The sequence below is a fragment of the Nonomuraea sp. NPDC005501 genome, from assembly GCF_040605905.1.
Lineage (GTDB): Bacteria > Actinomycetota > Actinomycetes > Streptosporangiales > Streptosporangiaceae > Nonomuraea.
Genome location: NZ_JBEXDT010000083.1, coordinates 1 through 14,897, shown reverse-complemented (window position 1 = coordinate 14,897; position 14,897 = coordinate 1). Strand labels below are relative to the sequence as shown.

The following is a 14,897-nucleotide window of genomic DNA, read 5'->3' as shown; positions in this document are numbered from 1 at the left end:
ACAGAGCGGAGGGCGTGTGGAGACGAGCGAGCCGCTGGTCGCCCGGCATGTGCTGGAGTTCCCCGGCGGGTACACGCGGACCACGGGGCCGGTGATCGGGCGCTTCCTCACGGAGCTGCGCGCCGGCCGGATCGTCGGGGTCAGGACCGCCGAGGGCCGGGTGCTGGTGCCGCCCCTGGAGTACGACCCGGCGACCGGCGACGCCGTCGCGGACGAGTACGTCGAGGTGGGCCCGGCCGGCACGGTGACGGCCGCGGCCTGGGTCCAGGAGCCCCGGCCCGAGCACCCGCTCGACCGGCCGTTCGCCTGGGCGCTGATCAGGCTGGACGGCGCCGACACCGCGCTCGTCCACGCCGTGGACGCCGGCAACCCCAAGGCGCTGTCCCCCGGCACCCGCGTGTGGCCGGTCTGGCGGCCGGAGCGCACCGGCCACATCACCGACATCTCCCACTTCGCACCGGAGGTGTCCCGGATCGTCTCGCCGGTCCGCCCCGAGTACCGCATCCAGGCCGGCGGCGCGCTGCGGGTCTTCCTCGAAGGCGTCCGGCGCGGCGTCTTCCTCGGCGGCCGGTGCGCCACCTGCGAGAAGGTGTACGTGCCGTTCCGCGCCTCCTGTCCCGAGTGCGGCAGCCGCATCGAGGAGCGGGTCGAGCTGCCCGACACCGGCACCATCACCACGTTCGCCATCAACAACCTGCCCGACCCGCGGGCCCCCGAGGTGCCGTTCGTCTCGGCGTACATCCTGCTCGACGGGGCGGACATCCCCATGATCGCGCTCGTCGGCGGCGTGCCCGCGCACGAGGTGCGCCAGGGCATGCGGGTCCGCGCCGAATGGGTCCCGGAGAGCGAGCGGACGCTGTCCATGGCGAACGTCCGGTGGTTCACCCCCACCGGCGAGGAAGACGCGGAGCTGACATGAGAGACGTGGCCATCGTCGCCTTCGCCCAGACCCGGCACACCGACCACGACACCGGCGTGTCGGAGCCCGAGCTGATCCTGCCGGTGATCGAGGAGGTGAAGGGGCGGACCGGGCTCAGGAGGTTCGGCTTCACCTGCTCCGGGAGCTGCGACTACCTCGCGGGCGCGCCGTTCTCGTTCGTCTCCGCGCTCGACGCGCTCGGCGCCTGGCCGCCCATCTCCGAGAGCCACGTCGAGATGGACGGCGCCTGGGCGCTGTACGAGGCGTGGGTGCGGCTCCAGCACGGCGACGTCGACACCGCGCTGGTGTACGGCTTCGGCAAGTCCTCACTCGGCGACCTGCGCTCGATCATGACGCTCCAGCTCGACCCGTACTACCTGGCGCCGCTCGGCCTCGACCAGGTGTCCGTCGCCGCGCTCCAGGCCGCCGCCGTCGATGCGGACCGGGCGGAGCTGGACGCGATCGTCCGGCGCAGCCGCGCCGCCGGCCGGGACAACCCGTACGCGCTGGACCTGCCGGAGGAGATCCCCGGTGAGACGGCCGTCGAGCCGCTGCGGACCTGCGACATCGCGCCCGTCACGGACGGCGCGGCGGCGGTGGTGCTCGCGGCCGGCGACGCCGTCGCGGACCTGTGCTCCCGTCCCGCCTACATCAGGGGCATCGCGCATCGCATCGAGCCGCACTACCTGGGTATGCGCGACCTCACCCGGTCGGCCTCCGCCGCCGACGCCGCACGGGCCGCGGGGGTCGGCAAGGGCCCCGTCGAGGTGGCCGAGCTGCACACCCAGTTCGCCCACGAGGAGATCATCCTGCGCCGGGCCCTGGAACTGCCCGCCGGCACGGTGGTCAACCCGTCCGGCGGCCCGCTGGCCGCCAACCCCGTCATGGCCGCCGGCCTCATCCGGATCGGCGAGGCGGCCGGGCGCATCCACGACGGCACCGCGTCGCGCACGGTCGGCCACGCCGCCGGCGGCCCCTGCCTGCAGCACAACCTCGTCACGGTCCTGGAGGCTTGACATGGGAAACCGCTGTGCCGTGATCGGCGTCGGCCAGACGCACTACACGACCAAGCGCCGGGACGTGTCGATCGCCGGGCTGGTGCGCGAGGCCGCGCTGCGGGCGCTGGAGGACGCCGGCCTGACGTTCAAGGACATCGACGCCGTCGTCGTCGGCAAGGCGCCCGATCTGTTCGAGGGCGTGATGATGCCCGAGGCGTACCTCGCCGACGCGCTCGGCGCGGCCGGGAAGCCGATGATGCGCGTCCACACCGCGGGCAGCGTCGGCGGCTCCACCGCGCTGGTCGGCGCGAGCCTGGTGCAGGGCGGCGTCCACGACCGGGTGCTGGTGGTGGCCTTCGAGAAGCAGTCGGAGTCCAACGCCACCTGGGCCCTGTCGACGCACCTGCCGTTCAACGCGTCGCTGGTGGTCGGCGCGGGCGGCTACTTCGCCCCGCACATCAGGGAGTACATGCGCAGGACCGGCGCGCCGGAGCACATCGGCACGCTCGTCGCGGTCAAGGACCGGCTCAACGCGCTGAAGAACCCGTACGCCCACCTGAAGATCCCCGGCATCGACCGGGCCATGGTGGAGTCGACGCCCATGCTGTGGGAGCCGATCCGCTACCTGGAGACGTGCCCGTCCAGCGACGGCGCCTGCGCGATGGTGCTGGCCTCGGAGTCCGCGGTCACCGGCACGCCCGCCTGGGTCCACGGCACCGCGATGCGCTCGGAGCCGATCTTCCGGGCCGGCCGCGACACCGTGAACCCGCGGGGCGGCAAGGACTGCGCCGCCGACGTCTACCGGCAGGCCGGCGTCGGCGACCCGCGCCGGCAGATCGACGTGGCCGAGGTGTACGTGCCGTTCTCCTGGTACGAGCCGATGTGGCTGGAGAACCTGGGATTCGCCGCCGAGGGCGAGGGCTGGAAGCTCACCGAGTCCGGCGCCACCGCCCTCGACGGCGACATCCCGTGGAACGCCTCCGGCGGCGTCCTGTCCAGCAACCCGATCGGCGCGTCCGGCCTGATCAGGTTCGCCGAGGCCGCGCTCCAGGTGCGCGGCATGGCCGGCGAGCACCAGGTGGACGGCGCCCGGCTGGCGCTCGGCCACGCCTACGGCGGCGGCGCCCAGTTCTTCGCGATGTGGATCGTCGGACGGGAGCGGCCCTGATGGAGTTCAACCACGCCGACCTGTTCGAGGGCATCGCCGACGTCGTCGGGGACCGGGTGGCCGTCGTCTGCGGGGACGAGCGCCGCACCTACGCCGAGCTGGACGCCGAGGCCAACCGGCTGGCGCACTTCCTGCTGGAGCGCGGCGTCGAACCCGGCCAGCACGTCGGCCTGCACCTCTACAACGGCGTCGAGTACCTCGCCGGGCTGCTGGCCGTGCTGAAGATCCGGGCCGTGCCGATCAACGTCAACTACCGGTACGTGGAGTCCGAGCTGCTCTACCTGTACCGGGACTCCGACATCCGGGCCCTGTTCTACGACGTGGAGTTCGACTCCCGGGTCGCGGCCGTGGTCAAGGACGCGCCCCTGCTGCGCCACCTCGTCGCCGTGGGCGGCCCCTCGGTCCTCGCCGACGCCGTGCCGTACTGGATGGCGCTGGAGAGCGGCAAGGCGGAGCGGGGCTTCGCGCCGCGCTCCGGGCAGGACGTCTACATCATCTACACCGGCGGTACGACCGGCATGCCCAAGGGCGCCATGTGGCGGGTCGAGGACATGTTCATGGCCTTCGGCGGCGGCAACCCGTACGGCGAGCCGCGCGCCACGCCGCAGGAGGTGGTGGCCGGGGCCGCCGGGTCAGGACCCCTGGTGATGATGGCCACGGCGCCGCTCATGCACGGGGCCGCGCAGATGGCCACGTTCATCGGCTGGTGGATGGGCGCGACCGTCGTGTACGTGCGCAGGTTCGACGCGGCCGGGGTGTGGCGGGCGGTCGAGCGCGAGAGGGTGTTCTCGATGAACATCACCGGCGACGCGATGGCCAGGCCGCTCGCCGAGGAGCTCGAACGCGGCGGCCATGACCTGTCGTCGCTCGGCGTGATCAGCTCCACCTCGGCGATCCTCAGCGGCGCCGTCCGCGACCGGCTCCAGGAGTTGCTGCCGAACGTCATGATCCTGGACAACTTCGGCTCGACCGAGTCCGGCTTCACCGCCTCGGGCGTGCCCGGCTCGTCCCCGGAGAAGGGCCTGCGCTACCGGCCGAACGCCTCGGCGCGGTTGGCGGTGCTCGACGAGCGGCTGCGGCCGGTGGAGCCCGGCTCGGGACAGCTCGGCACCATGGCCAAGGCGGGGCGGATCGCGTTCGGCTACTACAACGACCCGGACAAGACGGCCCGCACGTTCGTCACGGACGACGCCGGGACGCGGTGGCTGCTGACCGGCGACCTCGCCACGGTGGACCCCGACGGCACGGTCAACGTGCTCGGCCGGGGCTCGCAGTGCGTCAACACCGGCGGGGAGAAGGTGTTCCCCGAGGAGGTGGAGGCCGTGCTCAAGGGACATCCGGCGGTCTTCGACGCGGTGGTCACCGGCGTGCCCGACGAGCGGTGGGGGAGCAGGGTGGCGGCCGTGGTCGAGCCGCGCCCCGGCGTCGAGGTCACCGCCGCCGAGCTGGACGCGCACTGCCGGGAGCGGCTGTCGGGCTTCAAGGTGCCGCGCACGTACGCGTTCGTGGCGGAGATGGTGCGCTCGCCGGCGGGCAAGGCCGACTACCGGTGGGCGCGGGAGACCGCGGAGGCGGCGGCCTCGTCGGGTTAGGCCTTCTCGCCGGTGAGGACGGCTGCCAGGCCCAGGTAGACGAGGCCGGTGCCGACGTCGAGGCGCCGGCGGGCGCGGGCCGACCGCTTCATCCGGCCCGCCAGCCCCGACGACAGCAGCGCGTACGCGCCGTCGCTGAGCAGACCGAGCGTGATCCACAGTGTGCCCAGCACGAGGATCTGCGGCCCGACCGGCCCCGCGTCGCGGTCGATGAACTGGGGCAGGAACGCCAGGAAGAAGATCGCGGTCTTGGGGTTCAGCACGTTGACCACGAACCCCTCCCAGAACATGCGCCGCCGGCTGTGCGGCTCGGCCGCGACGCCCGCCCCGGCCTCCCCGTCCTTGGCGCGGTGCAGCAGCTTGCGCAGGCCGAGCCAGACCAGGTAGGCGACGCCCGCGTACTTGACCACGGTGAACGCCGTGGCGGAGGCCGCCAGCAGCGCGCTGACGCCGAGCGCGGCGGCGGCCACGTGGACCAGCGAGCCCGCGTGCACGCCGAGGACCGACACCAGGCCGGCCGAGCGGCCCTGGGACACGCTGCGCGTGACGATGAACAGGACCGCGGGACCCGGCACCAGGAGCAGCGCCAGGGTGGCGGTGCAGAACACGGCGAGCGTCGCAATATCGGGCATATGATCATCGTAGGTACGCGGTCAACGCCTTTTCGTCCCGCGCCGTGCAGGTGAGCCGCCGGTCGGGCGGCTCGGCGAGGAGGGAGTGCCGGTGGGACGAAGGACGCCGATGCTCTGGGGCGTGCTCGGTCTCGGCCTGGTCGCCCTGGCACTGGGACTCTTCCTCGGCCGATGCGACAGCTTCGGGCTCTTCCCCCTCGTGGTGACCGCGTACGTCGCCGGTACGGGCCTCCTCGGAGGAGCGCTCATCCTCCGCTACCGGCCTGGGGCGGTGGCGACGGTCCTGATCCTTCTCTGCGTCGTCGCGGCGGCCTTCCTCGGTGGCGTTCTGGCGTTCTCCGTCGCCTTCGCCCGCTGTTTCGAGTTCTGACCGGCGGGACTCTCAGAGGCCGGCGCGGAGGGCTCCCAGCAGGGCCTCGGTGGCGGGCGGGTGGGGCGGCTCGCCGTACACGGCGGCGTAGATGTGCCTGGTCGAGCCGGGGATCTCGGCCACGGAGACGTCCGGGTGGCGGTGCGCGCGCAGGGCCAGCCCCGGCAGCACGGTCACGCCCATGCCCGCCGCGACGAGCGCCTGGACGGCAACGATGTCGTCGCTGGTGAACGACAGCCGCGGCTCGAACCCCGACTTGGCGCAGATGTCGAGCAGATGGCTGCGGCACCGGTCACAGCCGGCGATCCAGTCGGCGTCCGCGTACGCGGTCAGGTCGCCGGGCTCGCCGGTGGAGACCAGCAGGCTGGGGTCGTCGAGCAGGTGGATCATGGTGACCCCGGCCTCCTCGGGCGCGGTGTCGTCGTAACGGAAGACCACCGCCACGTCGACGCGCCCGGCGCGCAGCATCCTGAGCGCCTCGGGCGGCTCCGTCTCGGTCAGGTGCAGCTTCAGCCCCGGATGGTCGCGGGCGAGGCGCGTCGCGGCCTCGGGGACGAACGTGCCGAGCGCCGACGGGAACGCCGCCAGCCGTACCCGGCCGGAACGGAGGCCGACGTGCGCCGCGAGCTCCTCGGCCGTGGCGTCGATCCGGGCGAGGATGTCGGCCGCCCGTGCGGCGAGCAGCCGGCCCGCCTCGGTCAGCCGGATGCCCCGGCCGGCGCGCTGGATCAGCCGGGCGCCCGTCTCGGCCTCCAGCCGCGCGAGGTGGTGGCTGACCGAGGGCTGCGAGTAGTGCAGCTCCCGGGCCGCCGCCGTCAAGGAGCCCTTGCGGGCCACCGCGTCGAGCACGCGCAGCCGTACGACATCCAACATCCATCAATCATATCTATGGGTCACGCAGAAGACTTCTGTTGGACCTATCGGTCGGTCTGTAGCACCGTAGAAGGGGAAGGCGGATTATCTGCATTCCCTAGGGGGATACCATGGAAATGACGGCCATCACCGAACGGCCCGGCCTGAGCGACCTGGTCATCGGCATCGGACGGATCACCGCACGCGGGCTCCTCCTGCGCGGCACTGCCCACGAGGTCGCGGCACTGCTGCGCGCCGGCCTGCCCGGCCCCGACATCCTGACGCCCGAGGAGCGCGCCGGCGTGCCCGGCGGCTACGTCTCCCACGTCCTGCACGCCCAGCAGGACTTCTCCATCACCGCCGTGGTCTGGCAGCCCGACGCCGAGACCGTCGTCCACGACCACGTCTCCTGGTGCGCGTTCGGCGTGATCAGCGGCATCGAGCACGAGACGCTGTACCGCGACATGGGCGACCACCTCGTCGAGATCGGCCGCGCCGACAACCTTCCCGGCGACGCCAGCGGCTTCGCGCCGCCCGGCGACATCCACCGCGTCCGCAACACCAGCGGCGAGGTGGGGGTGTCGCTGCACGTGTACGGCGCCGACATCGGCAAGCTGGGCAGCAGCATCCGCCGCACGTACGACCTCCCGATCCGCTAGCTTCTGCCGCCCCGTAGGGGGTGCGGAGGTCAGGCGAGGTAGCCCACCAGCCGGTCCGCCAGCTCCGCCGGGCGGGCCAGCATGGGGCAGTGTCCGCCGGGGAGCTCGTCGGGCGTGACGCCGAGCCGCGCCCGGACGACCTCCCGCATGAACGCGGGCGTGAAGAACCGGTCGTCGCGGCACAGCAGGAACCGCGTCGGCACATCGGGCCACCTGTCCAGCGGCCACGGCTCCGTGTCCGCCGTGCCCGCGTGCTGCCTGGAGCCGGCCATCATCTCCGCCGCCAGATCGGGCTCGACGTCCTGCAGGAAGAGGTCCACGCCCTCCCAGTCCTCCTGCCGCCAGCCGGTGTTGTGCCACCAGTCGGCCGGCCGCTCGCCCGGGGCCGGGATCATGGCCGTCACCAGCACCAACAACTCCGCGTGCACCCGGTCGCAGACCAGGGGCGCGACGAACCCGCCCCAGGAATGGCCGACCACCACCAGATCGGAGCAGCCGGCGACCGCTTTCACGACCGTGTCGGCGTAGTCGCGGAGCCCCGCGGACTCGTCCTCGACCGGCAGGTCCACCGCCACCGCCTCGTGCCCCCTGCGGCGCAGCTCCGGCACGACCAGCCGCCAGTCGCGGCCACTCCCGCCACCACCGTGGATCAGCGCGAACGTCGCCATGTCACCCTCCTCCTGAACGCTTCTCCTCGTTGGACCCGCCGCGGCCCGGAAACTCATCGCGACGCCCCGATTGATGCTGCGGCATCAGTAATCCGGTGATCAAAGAACCGTAGAAGAAGTTTCCTACTATGATCGCGACGTTGTACGGCGGCAGGCGGGTACGGCAGGTGGGCGCGGTGGTCATCGCCGGCACGATCCTCCTGCTGCTGGCGGTCAACCAGAGCTACTCCGGGCCGTGGCAAGGGCTGTTCATCCTGGCGACCATGTTCGCCGGCACCGCGCTGTATCGCGTTGTAACACGCCGGCTCGGCCGCCGGCACATCGCCTGGGTGGCGCTGATACCGCTGGCGGGACTGTGGCTGGCGCGCGCCGAGCTCGGGACGCAGGTGGCGATCGCGGCGGCCTGGCTCACCTTCGCCGCCGGGACGGCACTGCGCCGCCGCACGATGCCGTCATGGCTGACCTGGCGATGGGTGGAGGAGCCGCACGCCTTCCGCGCCGTGTAGTCCGCCCAGTGTCACGGCCACCACTGATCGACCTGTTCCTCACTCCCCGGTGGTGCCGTCGATCCGCTCGCGCAGCAGGTCGGCGTGGCCGTTGTGGCGGGCGTACTCCTCGATCATGTGCACGAGGATCCAGCGGTGGGAGAACCTCTCGCCGTGGCGAAGCCGCTTGCCCAGGGCGTCGAGGGGCAGCCCGGCCGACACCTCCCGCGCGTGCTCGACCTCGGCCCGCCAGACCGCGAACGCCTCCTCGGCGGACGTGTCGTCCACGTTCTCGAAGTCGGCGTCCCGGTTGGTCTCCTTGCCCCACAGGAGCGGCACGTCCTCGTCGCAGAGCACGTGCCGGAACCACGCCCGCTCCACGTGCGCCAGGTGCCGTACCAGCCCGAGCAGCGACATGCCGGACGGCTCCACGGCCGGCAGCCGCAACTGCTCATCGGTCAGGCCCTGGCACTTGAGCGCCAGGGTGTCACGCTGCCAGTCGAGGAACGTGCTCAAAGTGACCCGCTCATCGGCGGCCAGCGGCGGGTCAACACGGTTGTCTTCCATGCGCGGCAACGTACCCCGCCACCCTTCCACCGCGCATCCGGTGCATTGACTGACGTCAGTGTCAAGGTCTCATACTTGGCCGCATGATCTTCACACAGGCGGAACTCGACTATCTGGCCGGACAGCATCTTGCCCGCCTGGCCACGGTCTCTCCCGCCGGTCACGTTCAGAACAATCCCGTGGGGTTCTTCGTGGACGCCACCTCGGGCACGATCACCATAGGCGGGCACGCGCTGGGGGTGTCGAAGAAGTTCAGGAACGTCCAGCAGGGCAGCACTGTGGCTCTCGTCGTGGACGACCTGGCCTCGGTGGACCCGTGGGTGGTGCGCGGCATCGAGATCCGGGGCTCGGCGGTGGCCCTGACCGATCACGAGCCGCCGGTTCCGTACTTCTCACGGGAGATCATCAAGATCACCCCCCACAAGATCATCTCATGGGGGCTCGACGGGGCTCGGTCGAGCCGCACGGTGTGATCGACGCTCGGCTGACCGGGCGCTGGCCGGCCCGCCGGTCCGACAAGGTCGGCGCCTACTCGTCGGCGGGGGTCGTTCGGGGCTCCAGCAGGTGGAGGATCTCGGCATGGCCTGTGCCGAGCCGGCGCTCGGAGCGGAGCGCGCCCGTCTCGTCGCGTACCTCCGCCACGATCCGCACGTCGCCGCCCTCCGACCGCTCGTGGCGGACCGTGACGCGGCGTCCCGGTCCCGCCCCGGCCTGCGCCAGGAGCTCCGCCTCGATGTCGCGCCCGGCGTACGGGCGGGCGTGGTCGGCCGGGGTCCGGCCCTGGCCGTCGCGGTGGGCGGGGCTTGCCCCGTGGTCGAGCAGCGCCCTGACCACGGCCGTCGAGCCGTGTCCGGCGGCGTGGGACAGCGCGGTGCGGCCGGCCGAGTCGCCCAGGTCGGGTGCGGCGCCCCTGGCGAGGAGGGCGCGCACGACAGCGAGGTGCTCGTTCGCGGCCGCCCAGTGCAGCGCCGTCATCCCGGTCCGCTCGACGTCCTCCCGCCGGTCGGGGTCGGCCCCGGCGTCGAGCAGGGCCTCGACGACGTCGAGGTGCCCCCAGGCCGCGGCGGCGCACAGCGGCAGCCCTTCGTGGTCGTCCCCACCCTCGCGGCCGGGGTCGGCGCCGGCTTCCAGCAGCACGCGTACGATCTCCGCGTGGCCCTGCACGGCGGCCCGGTAGAGGGCGGTGCTGCCGTTCTCGTCGGGCTCGTCCGGGAGCGCGCCGCCCTGGAGCAGCCGCCGCACCGTTTCGGCCTCGCCCAGCGCCGCCGCCGTCACCAGACCCGCATCCTCGCTCATGCGCGCCAGTCTCGTACGAGACCGCCCGCGTGGTCCACTCGTTTCACGCCGAGCCGGTACGTCCTCACGGAGGCGTGGTCGCCGCCCCGCCTGCCGGCGGACACGGTCCCGCACGACGACACCGCCGTGGCCGAGGGGGGTGGGGGGCGCGGAGCCCCCCACGAGCCACGGTCGGGGAACCCCGGGGTCAGACGCCCAGCGCAGACGGGGAGCCGAGCTCCTCCAGGAACAGGGCCTCGGCCGTGGCGACGCGGCGCAGCTCCTCCAGGTCCACCCGCTCGTTCGGGGCGTGCACCGCCGCCTCCTCGTCCTCCGCCCCGAAGAGCAGGATCTCCGCCGCCGGGAACTGCTTGAGCAGCGTGTTGACCAGCGGGATGGAGCCTCCGGCCCCGACGTCGCGGGGCGGGCGGCCGAAGGCGCGCTCCATGGCCCGGTTGAGGGCGGCGCGGGCCTTGCCTCCGGAGTCGGCCTGGAAGCCGGACCCCACGGTGAAGTCGCCGAACGACACCTGCGCGCCCCACGGCGCCACCTGGCGCAGGAAGTCGACGACGGCGTTGACCGTGGTCTTCGGGTCGCCGGCCGGGGGGACGCGGACGGTGACGCGGGCCCGGGCCATCGGCTGGACCGCGTTGATGGCCCCGGAGACCGTGGGCACGTCGAGGCCGGTCACGGTGATGGCGTACGACGCCCACAGCCGGTCGGCGAGCGAGCCGGAGCCGACGAGCGAGACGCCGTCGACCACCCCGGCCGTCCGGCGGAACTCCTCCTCCGACGGCCCCTGCCCGAGGAACGTGCCGCGCGGCAGGCCGGGCACGCGGATGTCGCCGTTGTCGTCGTGCAGGGAGGTGACCATGCGCATGAGCGCGGCGAGCGCGTCGGGAGCGGCGCCGCCGAACTGGCCGCTGTGCACGGACTCGCGCAGCGTGCGGACCTCCATGGTGAACGCCGCCATGCCGCGCAGCGACGTGGTGACGGCAGGGTCGCCGACGCGCGGGTTGCCGGTGTCGGCGACCACGATGGCGTCGGCCCGCAGCAGGTCGGGGTTGCGGTCGACGAAGGCTTCGAGGCGCTCTCCGGCGTACTCCTCCTGGCCCTCGATGATGACCTTCACGCCGACGGGGAAGCGGCCCTGGAAGGAACGCAGGGCGAGCACGTGGGAGATGACGCCGGACTTGTCGTCGGCGGTGCCCCGGCCGTACAGCTGCCCGTCGATGAGCGTGGGCTCGAACGGCGGGGTGCGCCAGGCGGCGGGGTCGCCGGCGGGCTGCACGTCGTAGTGGGCGTACAGCAGGACGGTGGGCGCGCCGGGAGGGGCGGGCGCCTCGCCGTACACGGCGGGGAAGCTGCCCTCGACGGGTATCTGCTGCACGCGTGGCAGCCCGGCCGAGCGCAGCAGCTCCTCGGTGTAGGCCGCGGCCGCGTACACGGGCTCCTCGGGATGCCCGGGGAAGGCGACGGACGGGATGGCGGCGAGCCGTCGGAGCTCCTCGACGGCCTGCGGCATCGCCGCGGCGACGGCGTTCTCGATCTGGTCAGGAGTCACGGGACGGTCCCCCGGGGTCGTTTCGGTAGTCAACATCTCATTGGATCACAGACGCTCCCGCACCGCGGGAAACGGGCATGACCCGCGCGCGAATCTACCTGCGGATTTCGTAGCGGTTACATAGAGCTTCTGCGGATCTCGGTTTTCTTGCAGAGTGTCGCGACGCTTTCGCTTGGCAAACCCCAAGTGAACATGCAAACTGTGGGGAGGTCAGAGGCAAGGGAAGATAACCATGACGCAGCCGGACAACGACATCAACAAGGCCGCGCAAGACCACCTGTGGTTGCACTTCACCAGGCATAGCGCCTATCAGCAGGCCGAGATCCCGACGATCGTCCGGGGCGAGGGCTCGTACATCTACGACATCCACGGCAAGCGCTACCTCGACGGGCTCGCCGGGCTCTTCGTCGTCCAGGCCGGCCACGGCCGCAGCGAGCTGGCCGAGGCCGCCGCCAAGCAGGCCCAGGAGCTGGCCTTCTTCCCGCTGTGGTCCTACGCGCACCCGAAGGCGGTCGAGCTGGCCGAGCGGCTCGCGGCCCTGGCGCCGGGCGAGCTGAACCGCGTGTTCTTCACCACCGGCGGCGGCGAGGCCGTCGAGACGGCGTGGAAGCTCGCCAAGCAGTACTTCAAGCTCACCGGCAAGCCGCTCAAGCACAAGGTCATCAGCCGCCAGATCGCCTACCACGGCACCCCGCAGGGCGCCCTGTCGATCACCGGCATCCCGGCGTTCAAGCAGATGTTCGAGCCGCTGGTCCCCGGCTCCGTCCGCGTGCCCAACACCAACCACTACCGCGCCGACGAGATCAGCGGCGTCAAGGGCATGACGCCCGAGGAGTACGGCCTGTGGGCGGCCGATCGCGTGGCCCGCGCCATCGAGATGGAGGGCCCGGACACGGTCGCCGCCGTCTTCGCCGAGCCGGTGCAGAACGCCGGCGGCTGCTTCCCGCCGCCTCCCGGCTACTGGCAGCGCCTGCGCGAGATCTGCGACGAGTACGACGTGCTGCTCGTCTCCGACGAGGTCATCTGCGCCTTCGGCCGCCTCGGCACGATGTTCGGCGGCGAGAAGTTCGACTACGTGCCCGACATCATCACCTGCGCCAAGGGCATGACCTCCGGTTACTCGCCGATCGGCGCCATGATCGCGCACGAGCGGTTGTTCGAGCCGTTCAAGGACGGCGACAACATGTTCGCCCACGGCTACACCTTCGGCGGCCACCCCGTCTCCGCGGCCGTCGCGCTGGCCAACCTCGACATCTTCGAGCGCGAGGACCTGCTCGGCCACGTCACCAGGAACGAGCCGCTGTTCCAGGCCACGCTCGACGGCCTGAAGGACCTGCCGATCGTCGGCGACGTGCGCGGCTCCGGCTACTTCTGGGGCATCGAGCTGGTCAAGGACAAGACCACCAAGGAGACGTTCACGGCAGAGGAGTCGGAGCGGCTGCTGCGCGGCTTCCTGTCCAAGGCACTCTTCGACGCGGGCCTCTACTGCCGCGCCGACGACCGGGGCGACCCGGTCATCCAGCTCGCGCCCCCGCTCATCGCGGGGCCGCGGGAGTTCGACGAGATCGGCTCGATCCTCCGCTCGGTGCTCACCGAAGCGTGGTCTCGCCTCTGACACCCCCCTCTCCGGCACGGCCCCGCGCCGTGCCGGAGCACGTCCCGAAAGGATTGCGCGATGAAGATCGGCGTGCCTGCCGAGGTCAAGAACCATGAATACCGGGTGGCCGCCACGCCGGCGGGCGTGCACGAGCTGGTGCGCAACGGCCACGAGGTGACCGTGCAGCGCGGCGCGGGCCTCGGCTCGCACATCACGGACGAGGAGTACCTCGCGGCCGGCGCGAAGATGCTCGACAGCGCCGACGACGTCTGGGCCGAGGCCGACATGGTGCTCAAGGTCAAGGAGCCGATCGCCGAGGAGTACCACCGGCTGCGTGAGGGCCTGGTGCTGTTCACGTACCTGCACCTGGCGGCGTCGCGGCCGTGCACCGACGCGCTGCTGTCGGCGCGGACCACCGGCGTCGCGTACGAGACCGTGCAGGTCGGCAACGCGCTGCCGCTGCTGGCGCCGATGTCGGAGGTGGCCGGCCGGCTCGCCCCGCAGGTCGGCGCGTACAACCTGATGCGCTTCAACGGCGGCCGCGGCGTCCTGCCGGGCGGCGTGCCGGGCGTGGCCCCGGCGAAGGTCGTCGTCATCGGCGGCGGCGTCTCCGGCCTGAACGCCGCGCAGATCGCGGTCGGCATGGGCGCCGACGTGACCGTGCTCGACACGAACGTCGACCGCCTGCGCCAGATCGACGCCATCTACCAGGGCCGGCTCAAGACGCTCGTCTCCACCTCGTACGCCATCGAGCAGGAGGTGCTGCAGGCCGACCTGGTCATCGGCGCGGTCCTCATCCCCGGCGCCAAGGCGCCGACGCTCGTCTCGAACGACCTGGTCTCGCGCATGAAGCCGGGCTCGGTGCTGGTGGACATCGCCATCGACCAGGGCGGCTGCTTCGAGGACTCCCGCCCGACCACGCACGCCGACCCGACGTACACGGTGCACGGCTCGGTGTTCTACTGCGTGGCCAACATGCCGGGCTCGGTGGCCAACACCTCCACGTACGCGCTGACGAACGCCACGCTGCCGTACGCGGTGAAGCTGGCCAACCTCGGCTGGCGCGACGCCCTGGCCCAGGACCCGGCCCTGGCGGCGGGCCTCAACACGCACGACGGGAAGCTCACCAACGCGCCGGTCGCGCAGGCGCTGCGGCTGCCGTACACGCCGGTGACCGAGGTCCTCGCCTCCTAGGGAGCCGCCGGGGGAGCCGTCGGCGGCGGCGCCGGGAGCTCAGCGGACGCCGAGACGGCGCCGCAGGTCGCGGGCGGTGGCCAGCACGTGCTCGACCTCGCCCTGGCTCGGCCAGGGCGAGCTGCCGGGCCGCAGCAGCGTGCCGCGCACCGACGCGAAGTGCTCGACCGCGCTCGCGTGCAGGCCGCTGCGCTCGACCAGCCACCGCACCACGTCGGTGTGGTCGCGCAGCGGCCTGGTCACGAGGTCCCACGTGCCGAGCAGCTCCGACAACTCGTGTACGGCCAGCGCCACGCCGCCCCGGCGGCCGGTCGCGGCCGCGGCCAGCTCGGCCCGCGCCGCCAGCTCCGGCTCGGT

16 protein-coding genes and 1 pseudogene are annotated in these 14,897 nt (G+C 72.3%); 10 read left to right on the top strand and 7 right to left on the bottom strand.

Translation table 11 applies throughout. The features are described from left to right. Positions 1-16: 16 nt before the first annotated feature. Genes ABZS51_RS32050 through ABZS51_RS32035 form a run of 4 tightly spaced genes read left to right on the top strand, consistent with a single transcriptional unit; the run spans position 17 to position 4,677 of the window. Positions 17-919, top strand: coding sequence for an OB-fold domain-containing protein (locus tag ABZS51_RS32050; RefSeq protein WP_355448844.1), 903 nt, complete (start codon positions 17-19; stop codon positions 917-919). Beyond that, a complete protein-coding gene (locus tag ABZS51_RS32045) occupies positions 916-1,935 on the top strand; it encodes a lipid-transfer protein (RefSeq protein ID WP_355448841.1) in 1,020 nt (339 codons plus the stop codon). Before ABZS51_RS32050 ends, ABZS51_RS32045 begins: the two co-directional genes overlap by 4 nt. A 1-nt stretch (position 1,936) precedes the next feature. Beyond that, positions 1,937-3,085 (top strand): thiolase domain-containing protein, encoded by a 1,149-nt coding sequence (locus ABZS51_RS32040; RefSeq protein ID WP_355448838.1) that lies wholly within the window; start codon positions 1,937-1,939, stop codon positions 3,083-3,085. Then, positions 3,085-4,677 carry an acyl-CoA synthetase gene (locus tag ABZS51_RS32035; RefSeq protein WP_355448835.1) on the top strand — a complete coding sequence of 531 codons (1,593 nt, stop codon included), beginning with the start codon at positions 3,085-3,087 and terminating at the stop codon, positions 4,675-4,677. Before ABZS51_RS32040 ends, ABZS51_RS32035 begins: the two co-directional genes overlap by 1 nt. Here the strand turns inward: ABZS51_RS32035 and ABZS51_RS32030 are convergent. Continuing rightward, positions 4,674-5,309, bottom strand: a complete 636-nt coding sequence (locus ABZS51_RS32030) for a LysE family translocator (protein WP_355448832.1) — start codon at positions 5,307-5,309, stop codon at positions 4,674-4,676. The genes ABZS51_RS32035 and ABZS51_RS32030 overlap by 4 nt on opposite strands. A gap of 91 nt (positions 5,310-5,400) precedes the next feature. Between ABZS51_RS32030 and ABZS51_RS32025 the strand changes: the two genes are divergently transcribed. Continuing rightward, positions 5,401-5,679, top strand: coding sequence for a hypothetical protein (locus ABZS51_RS32025; protein WP_355448829.1), 279 nt, complete (start codon positions 5,401-5,403; stop codon positions 5,677-5,679). Between the two features lie 12 nt (positions 5,680-5,691). On the opposite strand, the gene ABZS51_RS32020 is transcribed toward ABZS51_RS32025, so the two are convergent. Further along, complete coding sequence (locus ABZS51_RS32020) at positions 5,692-6,552, bottom strand: LysR family transcriptional regulator (protein ID WP_310715651.1); 861 nt, start codon at positions 6,550-6,552, stop codon at positions 5,692-5,694. Between the two features lie 110 nt (positions 6,553-6,662). Here ABZS51_RS32020 and ABZS51_RS32015 point away from each other — a divergent pair, with 110 nt between their 5' ends. Continuing rightward, positions 6,663-7,190, top strand: coding sequence for a cysteine dioxygenase family protein (locus ABZS51_RS32015; protein WP_355448826.1), 528 nt, complete (start codon positions 6,663-6,665; stop codon positions 7,188-7,190). 29 nt (positions 7,191-7,219) lie between these two features. On the opposite strand, the gene ABZS51_RS32010 is transcribed toward ABZS51_RS32015, so the two are convergent. Then, positions 7,220-7,858, bottom strand: coding sequence for an alpha/beta hydrolase (locus tag ABZS51_RS32010; RefSeq protein WP_355448824.1), 639 nt, complete (start codon positions 7,856-7,858; stop codon positions 7,220-7,222). Positions 7,859-7,986: 128 nt separating this feature from the next. Between ABZS51_RS32010 and ABZS51_RS32005 the strand changes: the two genes are divergently transcribed. Then, positions 7,987-8,364, top strand: coding sequence for a hypothetical protein (locus ABZS51_RS32005; protein WP_355448821.1), 378 nt, complete (start codon positions 7,987-7,989; stop codon positions 8,362-8,364). A 39-nt stretch (positions 8,365-8,403) separates the two neighbouring features. Here the strand turns inward: ABZS51_RS32005 and ABZS51_RS32000 are convergent, their stop codons facing one another. Beyond that, a complete protein-coding gene (locus tag ABZS51_RS32000; protein WP_355448818.1) occupies positions 8,404-8,910 on the bottom strand; it encodes a DinB family protein in 507 nt (168 codons plus the stop codon). An 83-nt stretch (positions 8,911-8,993) separates the two neighbouring features. On the opposite strand from ABZS51_RS32000, the gene ABZS51_RS31995 reads away from it, so the two are divergent. Continuing rightward, a complete protein-coding gene (locus ABZS51_RS31995) occupies positions 8,994-9,383 on the top strand; it encodes a PPOX class F420-dependent oxidoreductase (RefSeq protein ID WP_355448815.1) in 390 nt (129 codons plus the stop codon). 55 nt (positions 9,384-9,438) lie between these two features. Here ABZS51_RS31995 and ABZS51_RS31990 read toward each other — a convergent pair whose 3' ends face one another. After that, positions 9,439-10,206: an ankyrin repeat domain-containing protein gene (locus ABZS51_RS31990; protein ID WP_355448812.1), complete on the bottom strand. Its 768-nt coding sequence runs from the start codon at positions 10,204-10,206 to the stop codon at positions 9,439-9,441. A gap of 187 nt (positions 10,207-10,393) precedes the next feature. Beyond that, the gene (locus ABZS51_RS31985) at positions 10,394-11,749 is read right to left on the bottom strand and encodes a dipeptidase (RefSeq protein ID WP_310715636.1); all 1,356 of its coding nucleotides are present in this window, start codon (positions 11,747-11,749) and stop codon (positions 10,394-10,396) included. 232 nt (positions 11,750-11,981) lie between these two features. Between ABZS51_RS31985 and ABZS51_RS31980 the strand changes: the two genes are divergently transcribed. Together ABZS51_RS31980 and ald are read left to right on the top strand one after the other, a co-directional pair. Further along, the gene (locus ABZS51_RS31980) at positions 11,982-13,364 is read left to right on the top strand and encodes an aspartate aminotransferase family protein (RefSeq protein ID WP_310715633.1); all 1,383 of its coding nucleotides are present in this window, start codon (positions 11,982-11,984) and stop codon (positions 13,362-13,364) included. Positions 13,365-13,424: 60 nt separating this feature from the next. Further along, complete coding sequence (ald, locus tag ABZS51_RS31975; protein ID WP_310715631.1) at positions 13,425-14,540, top strand: alanine dehydrogenase; 1,116 nt, start codon at positions 13,425-13,427, stop codon at positions 14,538-14,540. 39 nt (positions 14,541-14,579) lie between these two features. Here the strand turns inward: ald and ABZS51_RS31970 are convergent. Then, positions 14,580-14,897 (bottom strand): annotated as a pseudogene (locus ABZS51_RS31970) (sel1 repeat family protein); the annotation flags it as partial.